Raw genomic sequence first — 24,724 nt, forward strand, 5'->3', positions numbered from 1 at the left:
GGGCGCGGTCAGTTCCCGGCGGCGACGCCGAAGACGATCAGCGCGGCGAGGCCCAGGACCAGACCCGCGGATGGCATGCTGCTGGCGGCGGCGGCGTCCTCGACGATGACCGGCGGCATGACCGGCGGATCGGCGGGGGCATCGTAACTGCCGGCCTGCGCGGCGCTGGCGGCAGAGAGAAGGGCGAACGCGGCAGCGTACCTTTTCATGGTCGTTCTCCAGACAAAGTTGCTCTGTCAAACTGGCGGGGAATGGTTGTACGAGTCAAGCAAACGCTGGCTTCGAGAGGCGTTTTGCGCTAGGCTCACGCGATACAAACCGAGCAGCTGCACGTGATTGCGGCGCCGCACACCGAGCAGAGACAGGTATCATGAGCACAGCAAAAGCACCGGCCGCCGAGCGGTCCAAGTCCACACGCAAGCCCTCTGCCGGGAAGGCGCGCGCCGGCAAATCCGGGTCTGCTGCCGCATTCATCCTGAACACGGACGAGGAGGCCCTGCACGCGGACGCCGCCGAAAAGCGGCGCGAGGCGCCCGCCGTTTCGGCACCTGCCGAGGCGGAGCCGGTCACGGTCGAGGAGATCCCCATCGTGCCGCAGCCGGAACTGAGGAAGAAGGAGCTGATCGACTTCGCGGTGGAACGCTCCGGCATCAAGAAGCGCGACGCCAAGCCCGCGATCGAGGCGGCGCTTGCCATCCTGGGCGAGGCGCTCTCGGAAGGGCGTGAACTGAACCTCGCGCCGTTCGGCAAGATGAAGGTCACGCGGATGAAAAAGGCGGGCAACGGGCAGATCATAAACGCCCGTCTGCGGCAGCCCGACGAGGATAAAATTAACGGACAGGACCCTCTTGCACAGGCTGCCGAGTGAGTCTAAAAGCCCCGCTACCGGGTGATTAGCTCAGTGGTAGAGCGCTTCGTTCACATCGAAGATGTCAGGAGTTCAAATCTCTTATCACCCACCAGAATTCGAAGCGCGTCCCATCCGGGCGCGCTTTTTCTTTTGGGCGATGGGGCCGGTGGTCCGCGTGCTGCCGTCTTTTGGCTGAACCGCCGGTGCGGACGGGGCGATCTCCGGTCCGGATTGACGCTGCGGGAAGAACGGGTGCGAAAAGGGCGGACAGAGCCCCTTGCACTGACGCCGCGCTTTGTCTATTTCGACGCGGCGCGGGTGATTAGCTCAGTTGGTAGAGCGCTTCGTTTACACCGAAGATGTCGGGAGTTCGAGTCTCTCATCACCCACCACCTTATCCCCTTGAAATGAAAGAAAACCCTTGTATTCAAGGGTGTTTCAACATTTTTCTGTTACAAAGTTGGTTACAAAATGGGGCTGGGATGGGTGGCAAGCCCAGGCACTTTCTGGAACGGGAAGGACGGTTCTGCTCGCGGATCGTGGTCCCGAAAAAGCTGCGGCAAATCATCGGCAGGTCAGAGCTGCGTGCCCCGATGGGCGCTGATCGACGGGAGGCGTCTCGCAGGCATCACGTCCAAGTGGCGAAGCTCATGGCCCTGATCACCGCGGCTGAACAGGAACTGGCCCTGACCACCGGCACGCCCGCTGCCCAGCCGCGCTAACCCATGTCCGGCGAGGAAATGGCGCAAATGAATTACCGGTTTGGTGTGGAGCAAGACGCTGAAGCACGGATCGCTGATGCTGCCTATGCCCGCGTCGGTATTGACGATGGATACGTCGAACGATTGAGGGCCGGAATTGCCGGTGCAGCAACAGACAATGAACTCGATGATCTGGTCGGGCACCGTATTAGGATGTTCCGCGACCGAGGGCACACGGAAGCGGTAAAAAGAACCGCCGAATGGCGCCGCCTCGCGATGATGTTGTGCGTGTCCGAGTATGAGGCCCTGGAGCGGGCAGTAGAGCGCGATGAGGGTGTGACCGACGGCGAGACCTGCCACCCGCTGCTGACCACTGCTGCGGTCGAGCGGAAGGCGTCTGTAGGCTTGAAGGCCTTGTTCCGGGACTTTCTTGCGAACTTGGAAAACCTGAACAGGGCAGATGCTACAATACGCAAGTGGCAAGGCATCTACGACGCGTTTTGCGATTATGTCCGGCATGACGACGCGGCTCGCGTTACCAAGGCCGATGTGCGTGCATGGCGGGACTAGTTACTGGAAGAGCGCGCGGGCATATGTGTCCTTCAAGGACTGCATCTAGTAATCGACTTCCACGTCGATCTGATCGACGCACGTCTGCGTTTGGGAGTGGCCAACCCCGGTTTGCCAATCTGCGCCCAAAATCTCGACCGATGTAATGTCCGAAATGAACATGCAGCGCCACTCCCCGCCAGGAGGAAGCCCGCTCGAACTGTATCCTGCAAATTGATATGTCAGAACCTTATCGTGTCCGTTTTTTGAACCGATAACATGGGGGCAAACGTCCCTCTTGTGACCTTTGTGTATAACGCGAATAGCCTTTTTAGTCTCCACCGCTTCGCGAATCTTTCCGTAGACATTCATTTGCGCCTCCCCAACAGCTAACGCAGGATGGCATATAGTCTTCTAAATTCAAACTGAGACGGGATCCAAAGCCCAGAGACAGGGCAACCGGTTGGCAACTTGGCTAGGTGAAGCCGGTCTCGTGCCTCAGGGGCTGCAACCAAACCATGCCTGGCGGCATAGGTTCCAGACTTTAGGGCGACGGTATTCGCAATCGGAGATGGTTGTGAACGCGATCTGCGGCCATGGTCGTCAGGCCGACGTTTCGAACGGGTATGGTGATGCGGAACTGGTGACGAAGAAGCGAGTGATCGATGCGATCCCGTTTTTTGATCTTTAGTCGGGGATAGTGCCTCAGCGCGTAGTGCGGGAAGCCGCGGGCGACGCGCATGGCGATGCTGGCGGTCACCGTCGTTCTTAAGAGAAGGTTTGGGGTGCGAGACTCGAAACCTGAGACGTAGATGGCGATGACCGACGACAGAATGGCTCTGATCGGGCTTGCTGAGAAGCAGGTTGATGGCGACCTCGTGCGCGAAATGCTGGCATTCGTGGCCGAGCGGATCATGCGTAAAGAGATCTAGGCGTGGACAGGGGCGGCGAAAGGCGCGTCCTCGCCGATGCGGGAAGCGCAGCGGAGCGGCTATCGAGACCGCGATTAGGATAAGCGCGCCACGCGGGTCGCATTGGAGAGCCGCAAGCTTCCTAAAGGTAGATACTGTCCCAGCTTCCTGGAGCCACGACGGACGGCTGAGAAGGCATTGGTCGCCCTGATCCAGGCGGCCTACGTTGCCGGTCTCTCGAGGCCGTCTGTCGATGACCTGACCTAGGCGATGGACCCCGGCGGCATCTCGAAGAGCCAGATCGGCCGGCTGTGCATGGCGCTCAATGAACGGGTCGACGTATTCCTGTCTCGTCCCTTGGAGCGCGCCTGGCCCTGCCTCTGGTTCGACGCGACATACCTCAAGGTACGCGGGGGCGGGCGGATCATTGACAAGGCGATGTTACTCGCGGTTCCGCCAGTCACCCAGCCGCCCCATGTATAGCGCCTGCGACGCCGACGAAGACCGCGCCGGTCAGCACCCCGTAAACCCCGGGTTTGGGCCATTCGGGAGTGTTCATCTTCCAACCCCTTGCGGCGACATCGCCGCCTTGCTGCATGTGCCGGTCCAAGCCGCATCCTGGCTCAAGACCTCTTCAAGGTCGTCTTCTGTCGTCGGACGGAGTTCGCGCTGACCCACGTGTCGGCCGCTGCCGCACACCGCCAGAAATGTCGCGATGCGTATGTAGGCTTCGAAACTCAATCCCTGCAGCAGTTCCTCCACCACCAGGGTGTCGTAGGTGCCTGCGGGCAGTTCGTCTGGGTAGCCCGGCAGGGTGAACGGGTTCGAAAAGGTCATTGCAGATCTGGTTGATCGCACGGTCATGCAAGATCTCCGCTAAGGGGGCGCCGACTTGTCGCTCGCCCGTGTCAAAGGCTGGACGAGTCCAGGGGCAGGGGGGCGAAAGACACCTCTCCTTGTACGTCCGGTGCCGTCGGACAGCGCTGACCCATGTTAGCCCCGCTCACACAACCGGGTGCCAATTCCCCGGATAGCCGTGCCGACACTGACCTGTGTCAGCACGACGAAGCCGGGCCGCGCATAAGCTTGGGAAAACAGGCGCGGCCCGCGTTCCTGCAAACAAGGATTGGAAAGACGATGGAAAAATCCAGTGTCCTCACCCCGCACCCGCCAGAGTTCGGGCGATTTCTCTATGCCTCGGTCGGTGAAGACCGGAACGGGCATGGCGTGACGGTTCTCTCGGCGCTCGCAAGGCTTGGCCTCGATCCCTGGACGGAAACCGCCGAATTGGTCGCGCTTGGGCGCGATGCGGCGCGGGCGCGATTGGGATCGCTTCTGGCGCGATTTCGGGATGTTCCGGCTCTCGCAAGCGAGCACGCGCGGGTTGCCGGCGACCTGAGCCAATTGCTCCCGCAAGGACCGGCCCAAGGCAGTGCGACACGCGCTGCATGGTCCGTCGCCAATGGCCACCCCAGGTTTGGCAGCGCAATATGGCTGGTGACGGCAATTGTCTTTATGCTGCTTCAATTGGCCATGGTCGGCGGATCGGTGTCCGGCGAATGACGGGTTCTAAAATCTCCGAGGGGACGCTCGCACATGCGTCGCACAGAAGCGGGACGCTTTCGCCCAGTGAGCAGCGTATTCTCTGGGACCATGAAGAACACTTCTGGACCAGTGGTGCCGACAGCGCGCAGGCGATGACAGCGACCAACGCTGTCATGATTGTTCCCTATCCGCCCGGCATCCTGCAGGGCGACCAGATCCAGATACACCTTCGCCAGAGAAGCGGCTGGCGATCCGTCGCCATGACGGAACGGCGCGTCACGCGGTGCCGGGACATCGCCATCCTGACTTACCGGGTCTCGGCGGAGAAACCCGAGGTGGCGGTCTTCAAGGCACTGTGCGCTTCGACATACCTCCGAGATGAAGGGGCTTGGCTCAGACTGTCGCACCAGCAGACTCCCGTAAACTGACGCGCGCGCTTTATGCACCGACCGGACCGAAGAAGACCGCCACTCTCAAGCATTACCCCGACGCCGCGACGACGCACGCCGCACATGACGGCACCGAGACCAACAAGGAACTCGACGCGGCGACCCACGCCGAGGCGTTAGCGCCGTCGCCTGACCAAAGACCTGGGCGTACCCTCACCGAATTGGTGGCCGGGTCCAGAAATTCGGGACAGGAACCGGCAGGATCGATCCATACGCCATGGTCTTCGAACGTTGGTTTCTGGTCCATGTGGACCGCGCGCTGCAGACGCCCGGGATGACGACAGAACCGACCTACTACCGGTCAAACGGTTTCATCGTCTGCGTGCCTGTGCCGGGCACCGGCGGCACCGCCCGCCTTGCCACTTGATCGCGGGTGCCGGAACTTCGACGCCGACCTGGGGCGGTCGGGCGATCAGGTCAGCGTCTGCACCCAGACGACAATCCTGCCAAGGACAAGCTGCGTGACCCCGTCGAGTCCCTCGATCAGCGCCGCCGTGCTGTCCGATGTGACCTTGGCGGTGTTTTCGAAGTGCCGGATGCCCGCAACCGACCGGTCGGATTCACGGATCAGCGTCATCTGCATGGATATGCGAACCTGCGCTTGATCCGGCCCGGTCAGTTCGGCCTGAAAGGCCTGAACTTCGGCCATGAGTGTATAGTCGGGGGTCAGCCCGGCCCCGACACGGGTGACCAGCTCCAAACCTCCCCGGTTCAGAAGTGACTGAACCAGAAGGCTCTGCACCATGGCAGGCGTCGGTTCGGATCATCGGGCATCGGGCAGATACTCGGCCTGCCGTGGCGTGATCTTGATGAGGACCCGGTCCGTCGACAGCTCACCCGCAGAGGTAGGCAGTTCCACGACCAGATGGCCGTCGCCACCCGCCCTTGTCCCGTCGGACTGCAACGGCGACAAGGTGTAGGTGTCCAGCGGATCGCTGGCCCGGGACACGGCGGACACGGCGCTGCAGCCGGACAGGTTGGCCGCGGCGGCCAGGGATAGAAACCTGCGGCGCGAAAGGAACATTCTCACCTCCTGTATTCCGGTGTTTCATTGCCCAGCAGGAACCGTCCGGGATCACTGCCGATTTGTCGGGCAAGCGCATCGAACCGGGCGATGACTCCGCTTGCATCCTGTATGAGCGCGCTGGTCTGCGCCGACAGCCGCGGCAGATCGGCCCGAACGGCGCCCGCAAGACCTGCAATCGAGTCTCGGGACTCGAGGGCAACCCCGCGCAGATCATGAACCAGCCCAGGAATTTCACCCTCCAGCAGGCCTGTCGCGGCAATGGCCCCGGCCTCGGTCGCGTCAAGAACGGTGTCGATCCGGGCCAGGGTTTCTTCCACGCGTGAGCTCAGCGCATCGATCCGGCCCGTGGCGTCACGCAGATTGGTGAGGATACCGGCGATGGCATCGCGGTTTTCCGGCGTGGCAAAGCTGCGAACCTCGGCGATCAGGGCAGTTGCCTCGGCCACGAGATCCGGGCCGGTCAGCATGAGGTCCTGCACGACAGAGCGTTCGGAGCGGATCACCGGGACGCCGTTGGGCGGCACGGGTTTCAGGTGCTCGGCCTCGGCGCGGCCTCCTTCGAGCGCAATGAATGTGACACCCGTAAGTCCCTGTGCGGCAAGCGTCGCGATCGTGTCCGTGCGCACCGGCGCGCTGGCGAAAAGCTCCACGCGCACCCGCACCAGCGCGGGGTCGTCCCGATCAAGCGCAATCGTCAGGACGTGACCGACATCGACGCCGTTGTAGCGCACCGGCGAGGTCTGGCTCAGTCCCGCCACGGTGCCGAACAGGATATCGTATTGCGCATAGGTGCGGTCGAGCTGGACCTTGGCGAGCCAGAGCAGGAAGCCGAGCCCGACCACAAAGCCGAGAATGGTGAAGAACCCCATCAGAATGAACCGTGCGCGGGTTTCCATCAGCCCTCCGCCGCCGTCAGGGCCGCATGCGCACGTGGGCCATGGAAATAGGCATGGACCCAGGGGTCCTTCACATCGCGCAGTTCCGCCATCGTGCCGGTGACCAGAACGCGCCGTTCAGCCAGCACGGCGATCCGGTCGCAAGTTGCCTGCAACGTGTCGAGATCGTGGGTCACGAGGAACACAGTGAGGCCAAGCGCAGCGTGCAGCGCGTTCAGCAGGCTGTCGAAGTCCGAGGCGCTGATCGGGTCGAGCCCCGCCGTCGGTTCGTCGAGGAACAGGATCTCGGGGTCCAGCGCAAGCGCCCGCGCGAGGCCCGCGCGCTTGCGCATGCCGCCCGACAGGGCCGCGGGAAAAAGCGCGCCGGCCTCGGGCGGCAGACCGACAAGTGCAATGCGCAGATCGGCCAGTGCCCGCCGCGTCGCCGGATCAACCGAGGTGCGTTCGCGCATCGGCGCCTCGACATTCTCGCGCACGGTCAGGGAAGAGAAGAGCGCGCCGTCCTGGAACATCACGCCCGTGCGCGCGCTGGCCCCTGACCGCTCGGCAGCAGAGCCGTGCAGCACGTCGCAGCCCAACAGCGTGATGTCACCGTCACTAGGTGTCATGAGCCCGACGATGCTGCGCAAGAGCACCGATTTCCCGCTGCCGGAGGCCCCGACGACGCCCAGCACCTCGTCGCGCCGCACGTCGAGCGACAGGTCCTCGTGAACGACCGTGGAGCCGAAGCGGTTGGTCAGCCCCTGGATCGAAATGACGGTGTCGGCGTTCATCACACCCCCCAGACCGCGAAGAACACGGAAAACAAGGCATCCACGGCGATCACGAGGAAGATGGCGATCACGACGGCACGTGACGTCCGCATGCCCAGCGATTCCGCGTCGCCCTTGACCAGCAGACCTTGCTGGCATCCGACGAGTGCAATGATCGCGGCAAAGACAGGTGCCTTGGACAAACCCACCAGCGCCTGCGTGGCATCGGTATTGGCCAATAACTGGGATCGGAACTGGCTCGGCGATATGCCAAGCTGCGTCCACGCCATCAGCCCGCCGCCAAAGAGGCCCGCCAGGTCGGCGACCAGCCCGAGGATCGGTAGCACGATGACAAGCGCCAGAAGGCGTGGCAGGACCAGAAGGTCTACAGGGTCGAGCCCGAGCACGCGCATGGCGTCGATCTCCTCGCGCATCTTCATCGAGCCGATGGCCGCGGTGAAGGCCGAGGCGGATCGTCCCGCGACGATGATCGCGGTCAGGAGCATGCCGAGCTCGCGCAGGATCGAGACGGCGATCAGGTCGACGACAAAGACTTCGGCGCCGAACTGCTGCAGTTGAGCAGCACCCTGAAACGCCAGCACGATTCCGATGAGGAACCCCATGAGCGCGACGATGGGGATGGCACTCAGCCCGACCGCTTGCATGTGATGCACCAGCGCTGTGATCCTGAACCGGCCCGGATGCCACGCGGTCCCGGCGAGGCGTGCCATGACAAGACCGACGAAGCCAAGGCCTTGTGCCAGGTTGCGCAGGGCCCGGCCCGGCGCAGTGCCGACTGCAACGACCACGTCCCCAACCCGCTGCAATGCCGAGCGGTCCTTGACGACAATGCCGGACCGCATGGCATCCCTGACCGCTTCGATGAGCCGCCTTTGCGCGTTATCCGCGCCGGTCAGGGACCGTCCGCCTTGTGCAAGCAACCACGCGCCGGACGTATCCAGTCGGGTGACGCCCGCCAGGTCCAAAGGCAAATCCTGCCCGGTGCGGCCGATCTGTCGGCGTACATCCTCCAGAGTGACAAGCGTGACATGTCCCGTCAGGCGATGCGGCGACGCGTGGACCGTTTCATCCATCGAGCAACGCAAGGACGGTTGCGAAGGTCTGATTGAACCGGGGTCTTCCGTGGGGTCCCGGAAAGGGGATGGCGCCAGATGTGGGCGCTGATTGGGGAAAGGGCATCTTTTCAGTTCCCTTTGCATCGACCTCGATCCGTCGTTCGGTTCTGCGGGGTCTGACACGCCCGCGCCGGGAACGAAGGGCGTCGCGCACCTTCGTTCTCCTTGCCATCGATCCGCTGCGCCGGGACCGAAGATGGTCGGGGCGGCTTTTGGGATCAGTCACTTTCATCAAGGCGATTTTTCAAGCTGGGCCGCGGCCGCCCTGGCGTGCTCCTCCTGGTGGTAATCGCCTCGAAACACGCCGCCCTCGCGCACTTGCCAGATGCCGTGCCGTTTGCGAATCTCGATATGAGAGGGTCGGGCCTGGTGCCTTAGCGGACAACCGGGGAGACCGGCCACTTGCAACGATGCAGTCTGCTGCTGGCGACTTCGGCCGGCAAGGCGCGGTGCGCTGGCCCGTGACGGGTCGGGACCGTGATCATCCTCGGTCATTCCAAATCGCTCCTGAACATCGCGGGTCGTGCCTGTTCTGTACAGCACAGGACAGATCGGCGGGCTGACCGAGGTTAGCGTGGGGCAGACAACTCTTACTGATCTGCATCAGCCTGCACAGGGTAATCGGAGGATATGGTCCATGGAACATTTGCATGCTGAAGCGATGTCCCGTCGGGACAGATGAGCCGGTTTCAAAGCGCTGTTCTGCAGACGGCAAAGGAAGCCCCGATGATGCTGCGGTGCGATCAGGGAAAGGAACCCGACATGGACAAGAACAAGAAGACGAAAAAGGCATCCGGGACGCCGAAAAGCGTCAAACAGCCCAGCGACTACAAGGCACGTGAAACGGCGGGCAAGGAAAGCCAGACCGACGCGATGTTTCACAAGACCCCCGGAAAGGGCAAATCTGGCCAGCGCAAAGGCTGAGCCGCTGCCCGGATGGCTCCGCCGCCTATTACCTCGTGCGGCGGGGCCACGACCGGAATACGGTCCGGATCGGATTTCGTCATGTGCCAAAGCGTTCATCTGCGCCGCACGGAATTTCCACCCTCCAGAATGCCGTTGATTAGTGCTGCAACTGCCTCGTGCATCTCGGACTGCTCGGTGTCCGGGACAAACTGGTGCGCGGCGGCGGCATCCGTGAGAATACCCACGATTTCCTTTTCCGGCAGGATCTTGCGATCGTTCAGCGCCAGCAACAGCGATTCGCATATGGAAAGTGCGGCCGTTCCGGCGATGTCGTGTGGTCCTAGCATGATCTGGGTCGCTTTCTGATCAGGTGAAATGCGCGAGCTGCCGGAGGTCGACAGCGCCATCTTTCGTGATCTTATGCGTTGTTTGCCTTGCCGGACTGATCCAGAGCAGCTTGTCGGGCTATTCGCTGGATCAGGCCACGCATTCCCGAACGGAGGTGGAATCCGACAAGTCGATTCTGCAAAGCCCCCTGACCCGCAAGCTGTCCGCCTTCGTTGCGTTGTCCCGCACCGATCTGGAAACGCTTGCACGCTATCACCGCCGCCGAAGAACGTTTCAGTCGGGCCACCAGATGATCCATGAAGGTCAGAGGAACCAGTCAGCGTTCATCCTGGCCGAGGGCTGGGCCTGCGCCTTCAAGCTGCTTCCCGACGGGGAAAGGCAGATCGTGGATTTCCAGATACCTGGAGACTTTCTGGGGCTGCGCAGCATACTGTTCCGCACGGCCGACCACAGCATCGAGGCCGTGACGCGGATCGAGGCATCCGAGGTTCTCGCGCCGGAAATTTTCGACAGCTTCTCCGATGCACCCCGACTGGCAACGGCTGTGCTTTGGGCCGCGTCGCGCGACGAAGCGATGGTCGTCGAACATCTCGTCAATCTCGGACGCCGGTCAGCCGAGGTTCGGATGGCACATTTCCTTCTGGAACTGAGCGCACGTCTTCATCTGGTCGGGATCGGCGACAGGTCCGGCTACGAGTGTCCGTTGACGCAGTACCACCTGGCCGACGCCCTGGGGCTGAGCGCCGTCCATGTGAACCGCGTCTTGCGCCACCTGCGCGAGGAAGGCCTCGTGACGTTCCAGAATGGGCGCGTCAAGATTGACGACTTGGACGGTCTCGTCTCGCTTGCGAATTTTGACGTGGCCTATCTGGATCAGGCAGGGCCCTTTATCCAGTGACATACATCCCCCGCGCATTGCCGGAAATGCACCGGACAGCCGATTCCAAATTGCCCATCTCATCGGCTTGCTCTGTGTAACGGGCAAAAGTCCTTGCCACAGCGTCATCGGAATCGCGTCATGAGGGGGGCCTTGAAGGCCTCCCGTTGGGCTGACGCCGATTGGTGACCCCGTTCCTCGGGCGACACTCGAAAGGCGCTCATTTCGTCCTTGAGAACGGCGCCCGGGACGGTAGTGGCAACATTGATAATAAAAGTCCGGTTCCGGAGCGCTGCACCGCAGCCTCGATGCCCTTGAGAAATGGCGGCTGAGGGCCGGAAGCGACGGGCAACCCGGTCAGCGATGCGACGCCCTCCCGATGGGCTGCCTCAAGACCGCTTCGTCTCCTTTTCCAAATGTCGTTGCGTGCAACTCGAACGAAGGTTTTTTGGGGCGCGCCCGAGCGGAAGAGGATGTCGCGAAAGGACAACAGTCACAGCCGAAAGGGTTTGTGAAAGCGTCCAAGGATGCCAATGACATCGTCGTGGGTTACGAAAATGGCTTCCGCCGCTTCACCCTTGAGTGAATGCAGCGGTCGCCGTTAGTTCTACATCGTTGCTTTACCAAAGCGTCCCGATTTGACGATCCGCAGCTGTATTTGATCAAGGCCGGTGACGATGCATGTTACACCGTCGGCACGGTTCCACCATCGATCACGTATTCGGTGCCGGTTATGGTCCCGGCGCGGTCCGAGGCAAGGAAGGCGACCAGGTTCGCGATCTCGCCGGGTTTTGACGGACGCCCGATCGGCACGCCGCCCAGCGAGTCCATGATCATGCGATTGCCCGCTTCCACGTCGACCCCGTGTTCCGTCGCGAGGCGCTTGGCCAACTCGACGGAGGACTCCGTCTCGATCCAGCCCGGAGAGACCCGGACGACCCGCACACCTTTGGGCGAAACCTGCTTCGACAGGCTCTTGCTGTAGGTGGACAGGGCCGCCTTGGCAGCGGCATAGGCGGTCGTCGCCTCTGGCAGCGGCAGTTCGCGCTGGATGGATGTGACGTGGATCACGACGCCGCTGCCCCGCGACTCCATCTCCGGAACAAGCACTCGGTCGAGGCGGACCGCCGGCATCAGGTTCAGGTCGAGCTCGCGCCGCCACTCGTCGTCGCCAAGTGCCCTGTAGCCGCCCGCGGGCGCCGAGGAGCCGCCGAGCATGTGGACGATGATGTCGACGCCGCCCAGCCTGTCGCGTACGGCCTCTGCCACCCTGGCGCACCCCTCGGCCCGGGTCAGGTCCGCAGCCACGAACCGGTCTTCCGGCATCTCCGGCGGCCTTGTCCGTGCCGTCGTCAGAACGTCGGCGCCAAGAGCCTTGAACAGGGCCACGGTCGCACCTCCGGCACCGCGCGTGCCGGAGGTGACGAGGGCCCGCTTGCCCTCGAGGGTCAGGAAGGGGCTCATGGCACGATCTCCAGTTCGGCGATCTTGTCCCCGCGAAGCACGAAAAAATAGCGCAGGTCGACCGGGCTGCCGGGGAAGTTTCCGACAAGGTGGCTGGTGACGATCGTTCGCTGGCCTTCTTCCGCGATGTCGAAGGGCTCGACCGTGTAGGTGTATTGCGTGGAGGCATTCGCCATCCACTGTCGGATCGCGTCGCGGCCCTGGTAGGTGTTGCCTTCGTCGACGACGGTGGCGTCCTGCGTGAACAATTCTGACAGCGCCTGCGCGTTGCCTGTCTTGTCGGCCGAGAAATAGGCGTCAATCGCGTCTGGCAAGTCGATACTCATGGTTGATCTCCTTTCTGGATAGGGATTTCGCCGCTTGCCCTCTCGGGTCGGATCGGGACCGGCGCCTTGAGCTTGAATTTAAGGCTTTGACACAATGCGGATAAGCGGGACTAATCCGGACGTGGAGTTTGGATTTTCGGGATAATGGCAACCTACAAGCTGGCTGATTTCGACGCGGTGCTGGCGATTGCCCGCAGGGGATCGTTCCGGGCGGCCGCGCTGGACGTGGGGATGTCCACGAGCGCACTCAGCAGCGCGGTCTCGAAACTCGAGGAGCAACTCGGCGTGCGGCTCTTCAATCGCACGACCCGCAGCGTGTCGCTGACTGCCGCTGGGCAGCGTTTCGTCGATCAGGTCAGCCCGGCGCTCAAGGACATTCACGGCGCGATCGACACGGTCCGCTCGCAGCAGGAGACGCCCACCGGCATTCTGCGCATCAACACTTTCGCCACGGCGGGCCGGGAGATCCTGGCGCCGCTCGTCCTCGAATACCTGCGGCGGTTCCCGGGGGTGCAGATCGACCTCGTGACCGAAGGCAACCTCGTCGACATCGTGGCGGACGGTTTCGATTTCGGGGTGCGCAGCCAGCACCTTGTGCCGACGGATATGATCGCCATCCCGCTCGGGCCCGCGCGGCGCTACGCGGTCGTCGCGACACCCGCCTATTTCGAAGGCCGGGAGCCGCCGCAGGTGCCGTCCGACCTGAAGGCGCATGCCTGCATTCGGACGCGTCTGCCGAACGGTGCGCTCTTTCGCTGGCAGTTCGAAGCCGAGGGCCAGCCGGTTCATGTCGATGTCGCGGGGCCGATCACGCTGGACGAAGCCAGCCTCGCGCGCATTGCCGTGCTCGATGACCTCGGCATCGGGTTCTTCATGGAGTCGGACGTGCGAGAGGATATCGAAACGGGGCGGCTGGTGCGAGTTCTCGACGCCTGGACGCCGCCGCTGGCGCCGCTTTGCCTATACTATCCCAGTCGGCGCAATCCGCCGGCGGCTTTCAAGGTCTTCGTCGATCTCGCACGGGAACTCGCGCGATCTTGGAGAGCGAGTTGAAGGCGTCGAGCCAATCCCGTCGCATAAGAACGACGCGGGCATCCGGCATCAAAGCAGCGCACGATTGGGAGGCCTCGCACCGCTGACCTTCGTGCTTCCGATTTTTGCTGCGCAATGGGCCGAAAGGCCGGTCCGGGGAAGCCCCGTTACTGCAATGACTACCTGACGAATGGCGGCTGTGGGTCGAGAGCTGACGTGGTCAAGTTGGGCGGATTCCGGACCTTGGCCGCAAGCGCGAACGCCACCTTGCCAGATCACGGAAGCGGACGCTCCGCCAGGCTCTCGCCACCGAACCTTGGATCACCTACAGGAAGGGCGGTTTCCGGAACTTCGCCGCAGGTTCAAACACACCCGTCACGATCCGTGTTAGCTGCCGTTGAGCCAGGCTGTCCTGCGCGATCGCAAGATCATCGACACGAAGGGCGGCCAGCGGACTGAGGCGACAGCAGCAATGCAGGCGCAGGGAGCCCAGGAAAGTGGTGACACATGCAACGGGCGTTGTTGCAGAACTCATCGGCTTGCGGGATTCACGTCGTGAATCCGGTGGGTTAAGAGCCTGCCATGAGCAAGCCCGAACCTGCCCGGTACCGTACGACCAACTGGAAATCCTAAAGCGACGCGCTGAAGCGGCGCGGATCGCTGCTCGCCTGGCTAGACCGGGACATGGGCTGGCTTGCGCCGAAGGCAGGCAAGCCCGGACGTCCGCCGGTCTTCTCCGACGCCGCCATCCAGTTCTGCCTGATGATCAAGGTGCTCTTCGGCCTGCCGCTTCGACAAACGACCGGAATGGTCGCCAGCATCCTCAAGATGGCTGGTCTGGACTGGCCGGTCCCGGACTTCTCCACGCTCAGCCGCCGCCAGAAGACAATCGCGGTCCAGCTTTCGTCGCGCCGGGCTCCGGGCCCTCTGAACCTGCTGGTGGACAGCACCGGGATCAAGTTCCTGGGCGACGGAGAGTGGCTGGCGAGGAAGCATGGCACCCACCGCCGCCGCCAGTACCGCAAGGTTCATCTGGCGATGGACACGGCGACCGGCGACATCCGGGCGGTGGAATTCACCTCTAGCCGCGAGGGCGACAGCCCCGTGCTCCCCGATCTTCTGGACCAGATCCCGGAAGACGAGGAAATCGGCACCGTTACCGTTGATGGCGCCTTCGACACTTGCCGTTGCCATTCGGCGATCCTCGCGCGCGGTGGCACAGGGGCTCGGGCACTCCTTCGGACCGGTGGCAGTCATGCCCTCGCTCCCATCCCCAGAAACGGCCGCCTCTGGAAGGAAGATTGCCCCGCCGCCTTGGCCCGCAACGACATCCTGAGGGCAACCCGGCGCCTCGGCCGGACGATCTGGAAAAGGTGCTCCGGCTATCATGTCCGCAGCCGGGTCGAGGCCCGGATGAGGAACCTGAAATCCTTCGGCAAGCGGATCGCCTCGAGGGACCCCGACCGTCAGACAGCCGAGATCCACATCCGCGTGGCCTGATGAACCGCTTCAACGCCCTCGGCACCGCCGAGATCGAACGCGTGGCCTGAACTCAGCTGGGGAAAGGGCCATCATGGCCTGAAGCCGACTTCTGCAACAATGCCAAGCGTGGCTCTGAGCGCCGAGGCAGGGGGCTTCCGAGGTTCATCTACTGAAGCAGGGGTTAAGTGTCTTTATCGGGCTCATCAACGCGGGTCAGAAGGTCCTCCCATCTTGTAAGCTCCTCGAACAGAAGGTTTGAGGTTTGTCGCTTTAGACCCACCATCCCATGCCCTTGAAGCGAAATACAGTTCCTGGGTTCAAGTCCCTTCTGCCATTTTCCCTTTACAAAGGTCGTTGCATAAAAGGTCCGGGGCTGGCGAATTCAGGCACTTTCTCAAGCGGAATGGGCGGTTCTATTCGCTGATAGTCATTCTGGCAGAGTTGCGCGTCATCGTCGGAAAATCGGAACTTCTTGTGCCGGTAGGCATAGACCGGAACCCCCAAGGATCGTTGCGCGGGAGCACCTGCTGCGCCGCGGTGCTGGTCCCCGGACATGTGCAGCAGGTGCCCCGTGTGACTGTATCTCTCGCGGCCTTTACGCCTCGAACAGGGCCACCATGTCGTCCGGCAGGATGGGGAAGTCGTAGGCGCGCTTGCCGGTGGCATGGGCGACGGCATTGATCACTGCCGCCCCGGCGCCGGAGATGCCCAGTTCGCCGATGCCCTTGGTCTGGATCGGGTTGGCCCAGTCGTCGCGTTCCTCGAGGAAGACCACCTGCATGTCGGCCGGCACGTCGGCATGGGCGGGGACGTGGTAGTTGGCGAGGTCGCGCGTGACGACATGGCCGTCGCGCGGGTCGTTCTGCATCTCTTCGGTCAGCGCCGCGCCGATGCCCCAGATCATCCCGCCGAGCGCCTGGCTGCGGGCGGTCTTCTCGTTCAGGATGCGGCCCATCGCCATGACGCCCAGCATGCGGCGGACGCGGATTTCTCCCGTCCATTCATTCACGGCGACCTCGGCGAAATGTGCGCCGAACCCGGAAGAGAAATGGCTTTCGGCTGTTTCGCCCTTCTCGATGGTGGCTTCGGCCAGGATTTCCTCGGGGATGAGGTCCGCGAGCGCTGCTTCCCGGTTGTCGCCGCGGGCCCGCCCGTCCTGCAATGTCAGGGTCTCGACGTGGCAGCCCAGCCGCGCGGCAATCTCTGCGCGCAGTTTCCTGGCCGCGAGGAAGACGGCGGACCCGGCGGAGTTTGCCCCGAAGCTGCCGCCGGACCCGGAGGCGCCGGGCAGGTCCGAGTCGCCCAGCCGCACGTCGACCTGTGCGGGCGGGAGGCCGAGCATCTCGGCGGCGACCTGCGCTAGGATGGCGTAGGTCCCGGTGCCAATGTCGGTCATGTCGGTCTCGACGATGGCGCGATCCCCGGTGAGGCGCATCCGCGCCGCCGACCGCACCAGCATGTTGGAGCGGGCCGCCGACGCCATGCCGATCCCGATCAGCCAGTCGCCCTCGCGGCGTGTTCCGGCTTGCCAGCGGTCGGACCAGCCGAAGCGCTGTGCGCCGTCGGTCAGGCAATCCGCCAGCCGCCGCGCGCTGTAGGGGCGGCCGTCCATCGGGTGCTTTTCCGGCAGGTTCTTCAGGCGCAGCTCCAGCGGGTCCATCCCCAGCGTGTCTGCCAGCTCATCGATAGCCGCTTCGAAGGCCAGCATGCCGACCGCCTCGCCCGGGGCGCGCACGGAGCCCGCCGGGGTGGCCGCGATGCGCGCCACGGTCTGGGTGAAGCTGAGCCCGTCGGCCCCGTAGAGGAACTGCGAGGCCTGGCTGACGGGTTCGGCAAAGCCTTCGCCGTCGAGGTTGGACACCCGGTCGTCATGCGAAATCGCGGTGATCCCTCCGTCCTTCGTCGCGCCGAGGCGGACGCGCTGCGCGGTTTCGGAGCGGCGCAGCACGCTGTCGAAGACAGTCTGCCGGCTCATCACCACGCGCACCGGGCGGCCCAGCTTCTGCGCGGCGATGGCGGCAGCGGCGGCCTCCGGTCCGAGCCCCAGCTTGGAGCCGAACCCGCCCCCGACGAAGGGCGCGAGGATGCGCACCTGCGACGGTTCGATGCCCAGCGTGTCGGCGAGTTCGTCCTTGTTGAACCGCACCATCTGGAGGGCGCTGCGCAGGGTGACGGTGTCGCCCTGCCACTCGGCGATGGCCGCATGCGGTTCCATCGCCGCGGCGGCCTGCGAGGGGGTGGTATAGGCGCGGTCGATGCGCACGTCGGCCCCCGACCAGGCGGTGTCGAAATCGCCCGCGGTCTCGGGGTCGGCTGTCTCAAGGTCGGGGGTGGTTTCCGGCGTGACGGCGGCGTCCTCGGTCTCGTATCGGACCGACAAACGCTGTGCCGCGTCCCGTGCTGCCTCGAAGCTCTCGGCGACGACCAGCGCGATGGGCTGGCCGTGGTAATGCACCGCGTCGCCGGGCTGGACCGGGGCCTCCCCGGCCATGCCCTGTGCCGGGTTTCGGGTCATGCGCGGGTCGGTGATGACGTCGATCACGCCGTCGATGGCGAGGGCCGCGTCGCGGTCCATGCCGGTGACCCGGCCGCGCGTGATGGTGCCCCGCACCAGCACGCCGTGCGCCACACCTTCGGGCGTGTGGTCGGCGGTGTAATCCGCTGTGCCGGAGACCTTGCGCGGTCCGTCAGGCCGGTCCATCGGCGTGCCGATCACGCCCTGTTTCGTTTCGTCCAGCAGCCGGGGCTGCGGGCTGTCCATGGTGAAATGGTCTTTCATGCCTGTGCCCTCGCGATGTCTGTGCCAGCGGTGTCGGCCAGCCCGGTGAGCTGGCGCAGCGTGGCGATGAAGGTGCGGCGCAGGAGGGTGCGCTTGTACTCGATATCCGGGTGCGGGGCCTCATCGGGGGCGATCAACGCCGCCGCGCGCCGGAAGAGGTCGTCGGAGGCGGTCGCGCCTCTCAGCACCTCTTCCACCTCCGGGATCGTCCAGGGCTGCGGGGCGACGCTGCCGAACGCAAGGGTGACATCCTCGATGGTCTCGCCCGCCATGGTGACGGCGCCTGCCACCGAGACCAGCGCGAAGGCGTAGGATGCCCGGTCGCGCACCTTGCGGTAACCCTGTCGACTGCCCGAACGCGGGGCGGGCAGGATCACGGCGGTGATCAGGTCGCCGTCCTCAAGGATCGTCTCCCGGTCGGGGCGCTCGCCCGGCAGGCGGTAGAGGTCGCGGACCGGCACGCGGCGGGTATCGCCGCCGGCGGCGCGGATTTCCACCTCTGCACCCAGCGCGGCCAGTGCCACGGCCATGTCCGACGGATGCGCGGCAAGGCACTGGTCCGAGGTGCCGAAGAGCGCCAGCATCCGCCCGGCACCGCCTTGTGCGGCACACCCCGTCCCGGGCGCGCGCTTGTTGCAGGCCTGCGAGGTGTCGTAGAAATAGGGGCAACGGGTGCGCTGCAGCAGGTTGCCGCCGGTGGTCGCCTTGTTGCGGATCTGGGCCGAGGCGCCGGCGAGGATTGCCCGCGACAGGAGCGGCCAGCCCGACCGGATGCGGCGGTCGTTGGCGAGCGCCGTGTTGGTCACCAGTGCGCCGATGCGCAGCCCGTCGCCTTCAGGTTCGATACCCGACAGGCCGTCGAGCCGGGTGATGTCCACGAGGATCGCCGGGGTCATGACCTGTATCTTCATCAGGTCGAGCAGGTTGGTGCCGCCCGCGATGATCTGGCCTGCCGTCACATCGTCGAAAGAGGCGGCGCGGTGGTAGTCGAAGGGCCTCATTGCTTTGCCTCCGCCGCCATGGCGATGGCCTCGCGGATCAGCGGATAGGCCGAGCAGCGGCAGAGGTTGCCGGACATGCGCTCCGCGATCTCTTCGTCGGTGAAGGCCGCGCCGTCGAGCGCGTCGCTGACATAGGAGGGCGCGCCATCGGCGAGCTCCTGCAGCAGGGCCGTGGCGGACATGATCTGCCCGGGCGTGCAGTAGCCGCACTGGTAGCCGTCCTTTTCGACAAAGGCCTTCTGGAGCGCCGAAAGCCGTTCCGGCGTGCCGATCCCTTCGATGGTGGTGATCTCGTCACCGTCGTGCATCGCGGTCAGGCAGAGGCAGGCATTCACCCGCGTGCCGTTCACCAGCACCGTGCAGGCGCCGCACTGACCATGGTCGCAGCCCTTTTTGGTGCCGGGCAGGCCGAGGTCGTCGCGCAGGGTGTCGAGCAGGGTACGGCGCGGGTCGTGCTCCACGTCATGGGATTTCGCGTTCACGGTGAGGGTCGTCTTCATGGAAACTCCGATGCGTCAGGGCAGGCGCGCGGCGGAACCGCGATTCCATGGTAAACGGGCGCATCGCCCGTTGGTTCCTGCCGCTGTCCGGCGCGTGGGGCGCAATCCGGGTGAGCTGCCGTGGGGTCGTCCGGACCTTTCCGGCCCGGAGGAGCCATTTGTGCCGGTGGGCACGGAGGTGATGGCCTCGTGGGTCGCGGGCGCGTTCGGCGCCCATGTTGAGGCAGGGAGGCCGCTGGGTGCGGCAGCAAGGTCCCTTGGCAGACATGCGGCGCCGGAGAAGGGGGGAGCGAAGGCGTAGACCGGCCGTTGGCGGTCATTCACAGCTTTGGATGGATGCACCCCATGCTCTTCGCTAAGGATGATGTCATGAAGCGCTCCTTTGTCTTTCTGCTCTGTCTTCTCGTCATCGCGTGGGCACCGGCCACCGCGCAGGAGAGTGACCCGGCACCCGATCCGTCGCGCGTTCTCGCGGTCGAGAACGGGCCTTCCGATCAGGCCATTGCCGAACGTCTGCGCGCCATTCTGGGCGCGCTCGAACACGAGGGGATCACCGTGTCGGTGGAGGCCGGTGTGGTCAGGCTGGCGGGCGATGTCGCGGACCCGGTCATCGGCCGGGAGGTCGCGGCAATCGCCGAGCGTCTCGAAGGTGTCGTGGCGGTGAACAACGCGCTTGCCGCGTCGGACAACATATCCCAGCAACTCAACCCGGCCGTAGAGCGCTTCCGCACACGCTTCGAACAGTTCATCGCCCGATTGCCCCTGTTCATCCTTGCCACGGGCGCGTTCGCGGTGATCATCACCTTTGGCGTCTTGCTGGCGCGCCTGAGGTTCTGGGACCGGATCGCGCCGAATGCCTTCATCGCGGGTATCTACCGTCAGGCCTTCCGCGTCGCCTGCGCCATCGTCGGTATCGTGGTTGCGCTGGATCTTCTGGGCGCGGCGGCTCTGCTCGGGACCATCCTTGGCGCGGCCGGGATCGTGGGTCTGGCGATCGGTTTCGCGGTCCGCGACACGGTCGAGAACTTCGTGGCCTCGATCATGCTGAGCCTGCGTCAGCCTTTCCGGCCGAACGATCTGGTCGAGATCGAGGGGGACGTGGGCCGCGTGATCCGGCTGACCTCTCGCGCGACGATCCTGCTGTCGCTGGACGGCAACCATATCCGCATTCCGAACGCCGCGGTCTTCAAGGGCAGGATCGTGAACTACACCCAGAACCCCGCGCGGCGGTTCATGTTCGATATCGGCATCGACCCCGACGCGGATCTCGAGGCGACGCGGATCCTGGCGCAGGCGGCCCTGAAGGCGCAGCCCTTCGTGCTCGACGATCCGGAGGAACTGGTCTGGATCGAGAACATCACCGAGTCCGGCGCAATCCTGCGGGTGACGGGCTGGATCGACCAGAACAAGACGGGCTTCGCGACGGCACGCGGCGACGCCATTCGCCTCGTGAAGGCCGCCATCGAGGATGCGGGCGTCGCGATCCCCGATACCACGTACCGCATTCGCCTGGAGGGGGTCGGTGCCCTTCCTGAACCCGCGGAGAAAGCGCCGTCCCGAGAGAAGCCAGCCGCCAAGCCGCCTGTCGCGCCCGGCGAAGGGTCGGATCACCAGTCCGAGGAAAAGGCGTTGATTCCCCTCGTGGCAGCCGAACGCCGGGACGCCGAGGACCTCCTGGAGCGGGACGCCCCGCGCGAATAGCGGGTGTTGCGTGAGGCCCCGCCGCCGGCATTCGTTCAGGCGTTGATCGCTGTCACGGTGTTTCCCGTCGCGGATTTTTTCGCGCCGGACAGCATTCCGCAGTCCGCCTGTCCCCACGCACCTGCTGTTGGCCACGCGAATCCATGTCGGGAAAGTGGGGTATTCCGGCAGTGCCCTTCGGGCTATGCTGCTGCAAGTTTAGCAAAACATTTTTTCCCGGAGGCCCGATGCTTCGCCTTTTGATCACTGTCATTTTCGCAACCTGCGCGTCCTTTGCCATGGCGCAGGACCGTCCCAACACAATCCTCGTCATCGATGGCTCCGGCTCGATGTGGGGCCAGATCGACGGCGTGAACAAGATCGTCATTGCCCGCGACGTGGTCGGTGACCTGCTGGACAGCTTTCCCGCCGATCAGAACCTTGGCCTGACGGTCTATGGCCACCGCGAGCGGGGCAACTGTGCGGATATCGAAACCGTGGTGGCGCCGGGGCAGGGGACTTCGGCCCGGATCAGGGAGGCGGTGAACGGGATCAATCCGCGCGGCAAGACCCCCATGACCGATGCGCTTCTCGCGGCGGCAGAAGCCCTGCGTTATACGGAGGAGCGCGCGACGGTGATCCTTGTGTCCGACGGGATCGAGACCTGCAATCCCGACCCCTGCGCCGCGGCGCGCGCGATGGAGGAAGCGGGGATCGACTTCACCGCCCATGTCATCGGCTTCGACGTCACCGATCCGGAAGCCCTGGCCCAGATGCAATGTCTTGCCCGGGAGACGGGCGGGCAGTTCCTGACCGCCGGCAGCGCGGACCAGCTGGCCAGCGCCCTGAACGCCGTTGTCGAGGAACCGGTCTACGTCCCCCAGACGGTGCAGATCGCGGGCGTCCTGCAGCCCGGCGGGCCCGAGATCGCTGGGCCGATCCGCTGGAACATCCTGCCCGAGGCGGGGGCGAATTACGACGGGGCAGGGCCGGGCTATGCCATCGACCTCGTGGCGGGGCGCTACGATGTCGTGGGGATTCGTGAAAGCGATGGTGCAGAGGCCGGGACGGTTTTCGACGTTGCAGCCCGGGAGACGGATCAGGGCCAGCGGGTCGAGGTGGTCTTTCCCGAGCCCGCGCCCGATCCCACGATGGTGACATTCCGCGCCGTGATCGGCACGGAGAACGGCCCCGAGATCGAGACGCCGGTGATCTGGGACGTGGTGTCCGAGGACGCGGGCGTCTTGGTCGACGGCGAGATGGCCAACCCGATGCCGGCCCAGTTGATGCCCGGCGCGCATACTGTGACGGCGTACTGGGCGGCACAGGAAACCGCATCGCCGCCGCGGCAGTTCATCGTGACCGCCGACCCGCGCGAGATCGTCGTCGTCTTTGAACCGCCTGCGGTCACGGCGTCCATCGGCGCGCCCTCGTCGGCCATCGTCGGGTCGACCATCGAGGTCACCTGGAACGGTCCGGGCCAGGAGGGCGACTTCATCGGCATCGGCAAGGCCGGGGCAAGCGGTTCCGGCCGCTGGCGCAACTTCACAGAAACCGGCGCCGGGTCGCCCCTGAACCTTCTCGTGCCGCCGGAGCCCGGCGCGTATGCCATTGGCTACTTCGACGGGGCAACCAACGACATGCTGGGCAGCGTCGCCATCGACGTTCTGCCCGCCAATATCACGATCAGCGCGCCGGCCGAGGTCAGTGTCAGCGAGACCTTCGAAGTCGCGTGGACCGGCCCCGACTACGCGGACGACTTCATCGGCATCGGTCTTGTGGGGGCGGGCGGTTCCGGCCAATGGCGCAACTTCACCATGACCTCGCAGGGCAGCCCGCTGCAATTGCGCGCGCCCGCGGCACCGGGGGACTACCTGATCAAGTACTTCCTCGGGCAGGACAACTGGGCGTCCTTCGAGGTTGCGGTCACCGTCACCGAGCCGGAGATTTCCCTTTCCGCCCCGGCAGAGGTCGAGGCCAGCACCTTTTTCGAGGTCGCCTGGACCGGGCCGGACACACCGGGCGATTTCATCGGGATCGGCAAGGTCGGCGCGGGCGGTTCCGGCCAGTGGCGCAACTTTGCCGCCACTTCGGACGGAAACCCCGCGCGCCTGCAGGCGCCGCCCGAGGCCGGAGACTATCTGATCAAGTACTTCCTCGATCAGGACAACACGGCACTCTTCGAGATCCCCATCACGGTCGGCCAGCCTCAGGTCAGCCTGACCGCCCCGGCCGAGGCGGATGTCAGCCAGACGATCGAGGTCGCATGGGCCGGTCCCGACACGCCCGGTGACTTCATCGGGATCGGCAAGGTCGGTGCGGGCGGCTCGGGCCAGTGGCTCAACTACGTTGCAACGGCCGACGGCACTCCCGCGCGCCTGATGACACCGTCTGAGCCGGGCGAGTATCTGATCAAGTACTTCCTCGACCAGGACAACACAGCACTCATCGAGGTCCCGATCACGCTGCGCCAACCCGAGGTGTCGCTGAGCGCCCCGGCCAGTGCGGAGGTCTCGACCATGATCGAGGTGGCCTGGACAGGTCCCGACACGCCGGGCGATTTCATCGGTGTCGGCAAGGCCGGTGCGGGCGGTTCCGGCCAGTGGCGCAACTACGCCGAGACCAGCACGGGCAATCCGGTCCGGCTGCTCGTTCCCGCCGAACCGGGCGACTACGTGATCAAGTACTTTCTCGATCAGCGGAACACACCGCTTTACGAGGTGCCTTTGACGGTGACCGCGGCGGAGGTCAGCATGGAGGTGCCCGCCATCGTGACGGGCGGGACTGTCGTGGACATACCGTGGACCGGTCCGAACCATGCGGGCGATTTCATCGGCATCGGTCTGGCGGGCGCCGGAGGGTCGGGCCAGTGGCGGTCCTATGCGCCGACCGTCGACGGCTCGCCCGCGCGGTTGCGGATACCGACTGTCGGGGGGGACTATGCCGTTCAGTACTTCCTCGACCAGGACAACACCTCTGCGCTGGAAATCCCGGTCAAGGTCGTGACGCCGGCCGCAACGCTCGATGTCCCGGCAACCGCGGCACCAGGTGCGACGATCGAGGTCGCATGGACCGGGCCCAACTACGACGGCGACTACATCGGGCTTGGCAAGGCCGGGGCCGGGGGCTCAGGCCAGTGGCGGACATATGCGGAAACCTCGGGTGGTCCGGTGCTCAGCCTCACCCTGCCGGAGGAACCCGGCGAGTACCTGATCCAGTATTTCGTCAATTCGGATCAGACTTCCATCGCGAAACACGCGCTCGTCATCCAGTAGGGATGGGCGGGTAGACAGCCTGCGCTTTGCCGCCTTGCGTGGTCAGTGTGGCGTAGGATCGGGAACCGCCCGGCGGCGGTCCCGGTCTGAGGCAGCCATCCCTGCCGTCTTCGACGAACGGCAGGGGCGTACGAGCGCGACTTTCTGGAGGTCACGGCCAGCCGAGGGAGTAGCAACATCTGGCTGTGATACCGGGCCTCGTTTCCGGCCTGATCGCAGCACGGATTTTCGATCAACC

General features: G+C 64.6%; 25 protein-coding genes, 2 tRNA genes and 2 pseudogenes. 16 read left to right on the forward strand and 13 right to left on the reverse strand.

The features are described from left to right. Window positions 1-8: 8 nt before the first annotated feature. Complete coding sequence (locus CDO87_RS19070) at window positions 9-209, reverse strand: hypothetical protein (protein WP_100930247.1); 201 nt, start codon at window positions 207-209, stop codon at window positions 9-11. 161 nt (window positions 210-370) lie between these two features. Here CDO87_RS19070 and CDO87_RS19075 point away from each other — a divergent pair, with 161 nt between their 5' ends. The 6 genes and pseudogenes from CDO87_RS19075 to CDO87_RS19105 form a co-directional block, all read left to right on the forward strand. Next, window positions 371-868 carry an HU family DNA-binding protein gene (locus CDO87_RS19075; RefSeq protein WP_100930248.1) on the forward strand — a complete coding sequence of 166 codons (498 nt, stop codon included), beginning with the start codon at window positions 371-373 and terminating at the stop codon, window positions 866-868. Window positions 869-887: 19 nt separating this feature from the next. Beyond that, window positions 888-962: transfer RNA gene (locus CDO87_RS19080), tRNA-Val, on the forward strand. Window positions 963-1,166: 204 nt separating this feature from the next. Continuing rightward, a tRNA-Val gene (locus tag CDO87_RS19085) sits at window positions 1,167-1,242 on the forward strand. 90 nt (window positions 1,243-1,332) lie between these two features. Continuing rightward, complete coding sequence (locus CDO87_RS19090) at window positions 1,333-1,572, forward strand: DUF6538 domain-containing protein (protein WP_100930249.1); 240 nt, start codon at window positions 1,333-1,335, stop codon at window positions 1,570-1,572. 3 nt (window positions 1,573-1,575) lie between these two features. Further along, window positions 1,576-2,121, forward strand: a complete 546-nt coding sequence (locus CDO87_RS19095; protein WP_157815047.1) for a hypothetical protein — start codon at window positions 1,576-1,578, stop codon at window positions 2,119-2,121. A gap of 797 nt (window positions 2,122-2,918) precedes the next feature. Next, window positions 2,919-3,464, forward strand: a pseudogene (locus CDO87_RS19105) (transposase); the annotation flags it as partial. 102 nt (window positions 3,465-3,566) lie between these two features. On the opposite strand, the gene CDO87_RS19110 reads toward CDO87_RS19105, so the two are convergent. Further along, a complete protein-coding gene (locus CDO87_RS19110) occupies window positions 3,567-3,875 on the reverse strand; it encodes a hypothetical protein (protein WP_100930252.1) in 309 nt (102 codons plus the stop codon). 126 nt (window positions 3,876-4,001) lie between these two features. On the opposite strand from CDO87_RS19110, the gene CDO87_RS19115 reads away from it, so the two are divergent. The 3 genes from CDO87_RS19115 to CDO87_RS26855 all read left to right on the forward strand — a co-directional run bounded on the left by CDO87_RS19115 (window position 4,002) and on the right by CDO87_RS26855 (window position 5,372). After that, window positions 4,002-4,574: a hypothetical protein gene (locus tag CDO87_RS19115; protein WP_157815048.1), complete on the forward strand. Its 573-nt coding sequence runs from the start codon at window positions 4,002-4,004 to the stop codon at window positions 4,572-4,574. Next, window positions 4,571-4,984, forward strand: coding sequence for a hypothetical protein (locus tag CDO87_RS19120; protein WP_254698212.1), 414 nt, complete (start codon window positions 4,571-4,573; stop codon window positions 4,982-4,984). The genes CDO87_RS19115 and CDO87_RS19120 overlap by 4 nt, the downstream gene beginning before the upstream one ends. Before the next feature lie 238 nt (window positions 4,985-5,222). Then, window positions 5,223-5,372, forward strand: a complete 150-nt coding sequence (locus CDO87_RS26855) for a hypothetical protein (protein WP_157815049.1) — start codon at window positions 5,223-5,225, stop codon at window positions 5,370-5,372. A 45-nt stretch (window positions 5,373-5,417) separates the two neighbouring features. Here the strand turns inward: CDO87_RS26855 and CDO87_RS27280 are convergent, their stop codons facing one another. Genes CDO87_RS27280 through CDO87_RS19145 form a run of 5 tightly spaced genes read right to left on the reverse strand, consistent with a single transcriptional unit; the run spans window position 5,418 to window position 8,774 of the window. After that, the gene (locus CDO87_RS27280) at window positions 5,418-5,750 is read right to left on the reverse strand and encodes an ABC-type transport auxiliary lipoprotein family protein (RefSeq protein ID WP_254698213.1); all 333 of its coding nucleotides are present in this window, start codon (window positions 5,748-5,750) and stop codon (window positions 5,418-5,420) included. An 18-nt stretch (window positions 5,751-5,768) separates the two neighbouring features. After that, window positions 5,769-6,029: a hypothetical protein gene (locus CDO87_RS27285; RefSeq protein WP_254698214.1), complete on the reverse strand. Its 261-nt coding sequence runs from the start codon at window positions 6,027-6,029 to the stop codon at window positions 5,769-5,771. A gap of 2 nt (window positions 6,030-6,031) precedes the next feature. Further along, a complete protein-coding gene (locus CDO87_RS19135) occupies window positions 6,032-6,901 on the reverse strand; it encodes an MlaD family protein (RefSeq protein ID WP_254698215.1) in 870 nt (289 codons plus the stop codon). Window positions 6,902-6,927: 26 nt separating this feature from the next. Then, window positions 6,928-7,701: an ABC transporter ATP-binding protein gene (locus CDO87_RS19140; protein WP_100930256.1), complete on the reverse strand. Its 774-nt coding sequence runs from the start codon at window positions 7,699-7,701 to the stop codon at window positions 6,928-6,930. Continuing rightward, window positions 7,701-8,774 (reverse strand): ABC transporter permease, encoded by a 1,074-nt coding sequence (locus CDO87_RS19145; RefSeq protein WP_100931042.1) that lies wholly within the window; start codon window positions 8,772-8,774, stop codon window positions 7,701-7,703. The genes CDO87_RS19140 and CDO87_RS19145 overlap by 1 nt, the downstream gene beginning before the upstream one ends. A gap of 804 nt (window positions 8,775-9,578) precedes the next feature. On the opposite strand from CDO87_RS19145, the gene CDO87_RS19150 reads away from it, so the two are divergent. Next, on the forward strand, window positions 9,579-9,740 hold the full coding sequence (locus CDO87_RS19150; RefSeq protein WP_157815050.1) for a hypothetical protein: 162 nt from the start codon (window positions 9,579-9,581) through the stop codon (window positions 9,738-9,740). Window positions 9,741-9,835: 95 nt separating this feature from the next. Here CDO87_RS19150 and CDO87_RS19155 read toward each other — a convergent pair whose 3' ends face one another. Further along, window positions 9,836-10,069 carry a hypothetical protein gene (locus CDO87_RS19155; RefSeq protein WP_100931043.1) on the reverse strand — a complete coding sequence of 78 codons (234 nt, stop codon included), beginning with the start codon at window positions 10,067-10,069 and terminating at the stop codon, window positions 9,836-9,838. Window positions 10,070-10,224: 155 nt separating this feature from the next. Between CDO87_RS19155 and CDO87_RS19160 the strand changes: the two genes are divergently transcribed. Both CDO87_RS19160 and CDO87_RS26860 read left to right on the forward strand, forming a co-directional pair. Beyond that, on the forward strand, window positions 10,225-10,968 hold the full coding sequence (locus tag CDO87_RS19160; RefSeq protein ID WP_100931044.1) for a Crp/Fnr family transcriptional regulator: 744 nt from the start codon (window positions 10,225-10,227) through the stop codon (window positions 10,966-10,968). A 358-nt stretch (window positions 10,969-11,326) separates the two neighbouring features. Further along, window positions 11,327-11,533, forward strand: a complete 207-nt coding sequence (locus CDO87_RS26860) for a hypothetical protein (RefSeq protein ID WP_157815051.1) — start codon at window positions 11,327-11,329, stop codon at window positions 11,531-11,533. Window positions 11,534-11,631: 98 nt separating this feature from the next. Here the strand turns inward: CDO87_RS26860 and CDO87_RS19165 are convergent, their stop codons facing one another. Continuing rightward, window positions 11,632-12,411 carry an SDR family oxidoreductase gene (locus CDO87_RS19165; RefSeq protein WP_100930258.1) on the reverse strand — a complete coding sequence of 260 codons (780 nt, stop codon included), beginning with the start codon at window positions 12,409-12,411 and terminating at the stop codon, window positions 11,632-11,634. Next, entirely contained in the window at window positions 12,408-12,737 is a 330-nt protein-coding gene (locus CDO87_RS19170; RefSeq protein ID WP_100930259.1) for a nuclear transport factor 2 family protein, read from the reverse strand. Before CDO87_RS19170 ends, CDO87_RS19165 begins: the two co-directional genes overlap by 4 nt. A 144-nt stretch (window positions 12,738-12,881) precedes the next feature. On the opposite strand from CDO87_RS19170, the gene CDO87_RS19175 reads away from it, so the two are divergent. Continuing rightward, window positions 12,882-13,790: a LysR family transcriptional regulator gene (locus CDO87_RS19175; RefSeq protein WP_100930260.1), complete on the forward strand. Its 909-nt coding sequence runs from the start codon at window positions 12,882-12,884 to the stop codon at window positions 13,788-13,790. Between the two features lie 621 nt (window positions 13,791-14,411). Continuing rightward, window positions 14,412-15,319: pseudogene (locus tag CDO87_RS19180) on the forward strand (IS5 family transposase). Between the two features lie 527 nt (window positions 15,320-15,846). Here CDO87_RS19180 and CDO87_RS19185 read toward each other — a convergent pair. The 3 genes from CDO87_RS19185 to CDO87_RS19195 are packed head-to-tail and all read right to left on the reverse strand — an operon-like array spanning window position 15,847 to window position 19,531. Then, a complete protein-coding gene (locus CDO87_RS19185; RefSeq protein WP_100930261.1) occupies window positions 15,847-18,030 on the reverse strand; it encodes a xanthine dehydrogenase family protein molybdopterin-binding subunit in 2,184 nt (727 codons plus the stop codon). After that, the gene (locus tag CDO87_RS19190) at window positions 18,027-19,031 is read right to left on the reverse strand and encodes a xanthine dehydrogenase family protein subunit M (RefSeq protein WP_100930262.1); all 1,005 of its coding nucleotides are present in this window, start codon (window positions 19,029-19,031) and stop codon (window positions 18,027-18,029) included. The genes CDO87_RS19185 and CDO87_RS19190 overlap by 4 nt, the downstream gene beginning before the upstream one ends. Next, the gene (locus tag CDO87_RS19195) at window positions 19,028-19,531 is read right to left on the reverse strand and encodes a (2Fe-2S)-binding protein (protein WP_100930263.1); all 504 of its coding nucleotides are present in this window, start codon (window positions 19,529-19,531) and stop codon (window positions 19,028-19,030) included. The genes CDO87_RS19190 and CDO87_RS19195 overlap by 4 nt, the downstream gene beginning before the upstream one ends. A 369-nt stretch (window positions 19,532-19,900) precedes the next feature. Here CDO87_RS19195 and CDO87_RS19200 point away from each other — a divergent pair, with 369 nt between their 5' ends. Together CDO87_RS19200 and CDO87_RS19205 are read left to right on the forward strand one after the other, a co-directional pair. Further along, window positions 19,901-21,232: a mechanosensitive ion channel family protein gene (locus tag CDO87_RS19200; RefSeq protein WP_100930264.1), complete on the forward strand. Its 1,332-nt coding sequence runs from the start codon at window positions 19,901-19,903 to the stop codon at window positions 21,230-21,232. A gap of 227 nt (window positions 21,233-21,459) precedes the next feature. Next, a complete protein-coding gene (locus tag CDO87_RS19205; RefSeq protein ID WP_157815052.1) occupies window positions 21,460-24,486 on the forward strand; it encodes a VWA domain-containing protein in 3,027 nt (1,008 codons plus the stop codon). Window positions 24,487-24,724 lie beyond the last annotated feature (238 nt).

Source organism: Sagittula sp. P11, from assembly GCF_002814095.1.
Lineage (GTDB): Bacteria > Pseudomonadota > Alphaproteobacteria > Rhodobacterales > Rhodobacteraceae > Sagittula.

Coding starts and splice junctions, on each gene's coding strand:
- CDO87_RS19070 (WP_100930247.1), bottom strand. CDS start 209: ATGAAAAGGTACGCTGCCGCGTTCGCCCTTCTCTCTGCCGCCAGCGCC.
- CDO87_RS19075 (WP_100930248.1), top strand. CDS start 371: ATGAGCACAGCAAAAGCACCGGCCGCCGAGCGGTCCAAGTCCACACGC.
- CDO87_RS19090 (WP_100930249.1), top strand. CDS start 1,333: ATGGGTGGCAAGCCCAGGCACTTTCTGGAACGGGAAGGACGGTTCTGC.
- CDO87_RS19095 (WP_157815047.1), top strand. CDS start 1,576: ATGTCCGGCGAGGAAATGGCGCAAATGAATTACCGGTTTGGTGTGGAG.
- CDO87_RS19110 (WP_100930252.1), bottom strand. CDS start 3,875: ATGACCGTGCGATCAACCAGATCTGCAATGACCTTTTCGAACCCGTTC.
- CDO87_RS19115 (WP_157815048.1), top strand. CDS start 4,002: ATGTTAGCCCCGCTCACACAACCGGGTGCCAATTCCCCGGATAGCCGT.
- CDO87_RS19120 (WP_254698212.1), top strand. CDS start 4,571: ATGACGGGTTCTAAAATCTCCGAGGGGACGCTCGCACATGCGTCGCAC.
- CDO87_RS26855 (WP_157815049.1), top strand. CDS start 5,223: ATGGTCTTCGAACGTTGGTTTCTGGTCCATGTGGACCGCGCGCTGCAG.
- CDO87_RS27280 (WP_254698213.1), bottom strand. CDS start 5,750: ATGGTGCAGAGCCTTCTGGTTCAGTCACTTCTGAACCGGGGAGGTTTG.
- CDO87_RS27285 (WP_254698214.1), bottom strand. CDS start 6,029: ATGTTCCTTTCGCGCCGCAGGTTTCTATCCCTGGCCGCCGCGGCCAAC.
- CDO87_RS19135 (WP_254698215.1), bottom strand. CDS start 6,901: ATGGGGTTCTTCACCATTCTCGGCTTTGTGGTCGGGCTCGGCTTCCTG.
- CDO87_RS19140 (WP_100930256.1), bottom strand. CDS start 7,701: ATGAACGCCGACACCGTCATTTCGATCCAGGGGCTGACCAACCGCTTC.
- CDO87_RS19145 (WP_100931042.1), bottom strand. CDS start 8,774: ATGGATGAAACGGTCCACGCGTCGCCGCATCGCCTGACGGGACATGTC.
- CDO87_RS19150 (WP_157815050.1), top strand. CDS start 9,579: ATGGACAAGAACAAGAAGACGAAAAAGGCATCCGGGACGCCGAAAAGC.
- CDO87_RS19155 (WP_100931043.1), bottom strand. CDS start 10,069: ATGCTAGGACCACACGACATCGCCGGAACGGCCGCACTTTCCATATGC.
- CDO87_RS26860 (WP_157815051.1), top strand. CDS start 11,327: ATGGGCTGCCTCAAGACCGCTTCGTCTCCTTTTCCAAATGTCGTTGCG.
- CDO87_RS19165 (WP_100930258.1), bottom strand. CDS start 12,411: ATGAGCCCCTTCCTGACCCTCGAGGGCAAGCGGGCCCTCGTCACCTCC.
- CDO87_RS19170 (WP_100930259.1), bottom strand. CDS start 12,737: ATGAGTATCGACTTGCCAGACGCGATTGACGCCTATTTCTCGGCCGAC.
- CDO87_RS19175 (WP_100930260.1), top strand. CDS start 12,882: ATGGCAACCTACAAGCTGGCTGATTTCGACGCGGTGCTGGCGATTGCC.
- CDO87_RS19185 (WP_100930261.1), bottom strand. CDS start 18,030: ATGAAAGACCATTTCACCATGGACAGCCCGCAGCCCCGGCTGCTGGAC.
- CDO87_RS19190 (WP_100930262.1), bottom strand. CDS start 19,031: ATGAGGCCCTTCGACTACCACCGCGCCGCCTCTTTCGACGATGTGACG.
- CDO87_RS19195 (WP_100930263.1), bottom strand. CDS start 19,531: ATGAAGACGACCCTCACCGTGAACGCGAAATCCCATGACGTGGAGCAC.
- CDO87_RS19200 (WP_100930264.1), top strand. CDS start 19,901: ATGAAGCGCTCCTTTGTCTTTCTGCTCTGTCTTCTCGTCATCGCGTGG.
- CDO87_RS19205 (WP_157815052.1), top strand. CDS start 21,460: ATGCTTCGCCTTTTGATCACTGTCATTTTCGCAACCTGCGCGTCCTTT.